2 protein-coding genes and 2 pseudogenes are annotated in these 2,589 nt (G+C 50.6%); 2 read left to right on the forward strand and 2 right to left on the reverse strand.

What is annotated here, in order from left to right; all coding sequences use genetic code 11:
- Positions 1-190 precede the first annotated feature (190 nt).
- On the reverse strand, positions 191-484 hold the full coding sequence (locus tag BLP80_RS16755; protein ID WP_090544485.1) for a helix-turn-helix domain-containing protein: 294 nt from the start codon (positions 482-484) through the stop codon (positions 191-193).
- Between the two features lie 63 nt (positions 485-547).
- On the opposite strand from BLP80_RS16755, the pseudogene BLP80_RS14740 reads away from it, so the two are divergent.
- Positions 548-964: pseudogene (locus BLP80_RS14740) on the forward strand (transposase); the annotation flags it as partial.
- Between the two features lie 131 nt (positions 965-1,095).
- A pseudogene (locus BLP80_RS14745) lies at positions 1,096-2,070 on the forward strand (IS1595 family transposase).
- Between the two features lie 62 nt (positions 2,071-2,132).
- Here the strand turns inward: BLP80_RS14745 and BLP80_RS15815 are convergent.
- On the reverse strand, positions 2,133-2,273 hold the full coding sequence (locus tag BLP80_RS15815; protein ID WP_176754399.1) for a hypothetical protein: 141 nt from the start codon (positions 2,271-2,273) through the stop codon (positions 2,133-2,135).
- Between the last annotated feature and the right edge of the window lie 316 nt (positions 2,274-2,589).

Raw genomic sequence — 2,589 nt, forward strand, 5'->3', positions numbered from 1 at the left:
TCTTGCCCGACTACTCAAACAAAACCTTAACCATCCGTTTGCACCACAGCGCACGCGCACATACTGATGAGGTCATCGCTAAGCTTTGCGAGGAGTTCAATGCTACTGAAACCTTCTTTCCTCGATCTGGACTTCGTCTGATCTTTAAATTGGGGTCATCTTAAAATCGTCGGGATCAGGTGGTCTGATGCTAGAGCAGAAACCTGCGCTTCGACGTCCGCGCCGTACCGGGGCGGCTTGCCTGGCCTCGCCACGTCGTGCAGAGCATATCCCGGCCACCCTCCAGATATGCGCTACGCGTGCGCCAGATGGCGGTTCGCCCGATGCCGAGAACCGCCATGATTTGGGATTCGGGAATGCCACGATCCAGCGCAGCAAGAATATGGGCTCGATTAACCTCCCGCGCCGAGTGCAATCCCTTCGCACGGTACGATTCAATCAATTGGCGATCCTCGTCGGTGAGATGCCATTCGGTCTGGCGCATGATCAACTCCTCGCGGCAGGGTGGATGTGCCTCAGTATAACAATGTTTTGTTGTTTATGTGTTGTGATACTGGTCGAAATTGGTACCGACATGGATGTCTTCGGAACAGCGAATCGACTCGCTTCCCGGGCCGACATATGTCCTGGCAACCATGAATCCGCCGGAAAACGCAAATCTGGGCGTGTCCGCAAGAGCAACCCCTATGTCCGCCGGCTACTCTGCGAGTTCGCTCATGCCGCCAGCTGAACCAGGTCGGTATTCAAATCCAAGTTCCAGTCTCTCATCATCCTGTGCGGCTATAAGCGCGCGATGGTGGCGATCGGCCACAAAATACTACGCATTCTCTTCTTCATGCTCAAACGGCACGAACACTACCTGGATTCGACCACCGATTATGAAGCACTTTCTGTCCAATGCAATGCCCCGCGCTGGATCAAGGCCTTAACAAAGTTCGGCTTCATCAAACAAGCTAGAACCTGATTACGACTCATCATTATATGGCCTTTACCGGTCAAAATTGCGCTCGCCCTCAGCATGGGTTCTTTCACGCTAAACGTTGAAAATACTTCTTTGTCCAATAGATTGGAACATCAAGACTGGAGAGCATAGTCATGAAAGCCTCTGATTTTCAGGAATGGTTGAAAAAAATATCGCAGCTTAGCCGGAGCCAAAAAGAGCAGGCCAGGCATTGCCTGGGCGAGGTAGCGCCGCAAGCTGCGGTCGTGAAGTGGCTTGAGGATTTTTTTGAGCCGAGTTACCCGGCTTGCCAGGCGAGCCGCCCCTATCGCTGGGGGTACCAAGCGGGGTTGCAGCACTTTCGTTGTCGCGCGTGCAAGCACACGTTCACGGCTGTATCGGGAACCCTTTTGATCCGTCTGCGGTATAAGGAACAGTGGCTGAATTACAGCGCGGCGTTGATTGAAGGCTTGACCGTGCGGGCGAGCGCTACGCCACGCGGGATCGACAAAAATACCAGTTTTCGCTGGCACCATCGGTTCTTAGTTTTGCCGGTGGCCACTAAAGCCAACCGCTTGCAAGGGATCGTCGAGGCGGATGGAACCTTCTTTCCCTCTTCCTGCAAAGGTCAACCGCCACCTGGACCGTCCGCCGCGTGAACGCGGCAAGCAAATCCATGCACGCAGCACGGGCAAAGACCAGGTGCCGGTGTTGGTAGTGCGCGACCGTTCTGGCGCAACAGCGAATTTCAAATTGACGGCGATTGATAAGAAGACAATCAAACCCCCTTTGCAGGCTATTCTGGCGAAAGATGCCATTTTCTGTAGCGATGGCGCTGCCGTCTATCGGTCTGTGGTTCATAGCCTCGGAATTACCCATCGTCCCGTCAACCTCGCTGCTGGCATTCGGGTCCGCTGCCGGCGTTTTACCATATTCAGAACGTTAATGTCTGCGACAGCCGACTCAAACAATGGATGGGAAGATTTCATGGGGGCGCGACCAAGTACCTGGAAAATTATCTGGGCTGGCGAAGATAGTTGGAACGCTGGGGCGAGCACAACTCGCCGATCGTTGGACTTCAAGCCGCTCTCGGACGAGAAAATCAGTTTCAACGATTAATGCAGACATAGCTTAAAAAAAAACCGCCCTACTGAGAGCGGTTTTAAAATCCTGATCATTCTATATAGTTTTATTATTTTTTTGTTTCGTCTGCTTTATCAGGCATTGACTCACGCTCCATTGAGGCGCTAGGTGGATACTGTGCCGGTTTAGGATCACCACAAGCAGTCAGTGTCAGCGCCGTAAGTATAGCTACCAAGAATGCAGATTTCATTTTCTTAATCTCCTATATAAACAAATATGATGAATTATTATATTTAAATATACGACAACTCTTTGGCCATTCGTATCCAGAATGACCATATGTTTAATATCAGAATTATAATGTACTGTCCAGTAAATTCATAACCCAAATTCCGCGATTGAATTTTTAATCTCACCTGCGGATGCTTACGAAGCATGATCGCGGAAGTGAAAGCAGGCAGGAGACAGTGAATTTGATGGCGAGTATGAGTATGACGCCACTAATTTCAGTGTTATTGTTACATTTTAGCTTTTTGAAGACGAGTTTGTTTTTTCCGCAGTGAGGC

The sequence above is a fragment of the Nitrosomonas sp. Nm132 genome (assembly GCF_900100485.1).
In the GTDB taxonomy this organism is placed as follows: domain Bacteria; phylum Pseudomonadota; class Gammaproteobacteria; order Burkholderiales; family Nitrosomonadaceae; genus Nitrosomonas.